We start from the raw sequence: 517 nt of genomic DNA, 5'->3' as shown, positions 1-517 counted from the left end.
TGTTGATTTTCACCCAGAACTGACCCGGGCTTTTCATCGAGAATTGACCCGGGTTTGAGTATGGATTTCGGGTCAGGCGGGGGTCAAGGTCTGTGTTGTCTCCTTCTTTTTCTTGGCGGCGGATGCGGCAGCTGAGCTGGCTTTAAAGCGGTAACTGTCGTTGCCGGTTTCTAAGATGTGGCAGCGGTGGGTGAGGCGGTCGAGCAAAGCCGTGGTCATCTTGGCATCACCAAAGACCGTGGCCCATTCGCTGAAGCTGAGGTTCGTGGTTATGACGACGCTGGTGCGCTCGTAGAGCTTGCTCAGCAGATGGAACAGCAGGGCCCCGCCCGATGCGCTGAACGGCAAGTATCCCAGCTCATCGAGGATCACTAGGTCGAGCTTGGTCAGGCCTTCCGCGATTTGCCCGGCTTTGCCCTTGGCCTTTTCCTGTTCGAGGGCATTGACCAGTTCGATGGTGGAGAAGAAGCGGACTTTCCTGCGGTGATGTTCGATGGCCTGGATGCCGAGAGCGGTG

General features: G+C 57.3%; 1 protein-coding gene. It reads right to left on the bottom strand.

The annotated features are described in order from the left end of the window. Positions 1 to 72: 72 nt before the first annotated feature. Positions 73 to 517, bottom strand: a 445-nt coding sequence (locus EEB11_RS19315; RefSeq protein ID WP_167852825.1) for an ATP-binding protein, incomplete at its 5' end; no start/stop codon positions are given.

It is taken from the genome of Pseudotabrizicola sediminis, assembly GCF_004745575.1.
Taxonomy (GTDB): domain Bacteria; phylum Pseudomonadota; class Alphaproteobacteria; order Rhodobacterales; family Rhodobacteraceae; genus Pseudotabrizicola; species Pseudotabrizicola sediminis.
This window is presented reverse-complemented; position numbering and strand designations above follow the sequence as displayed.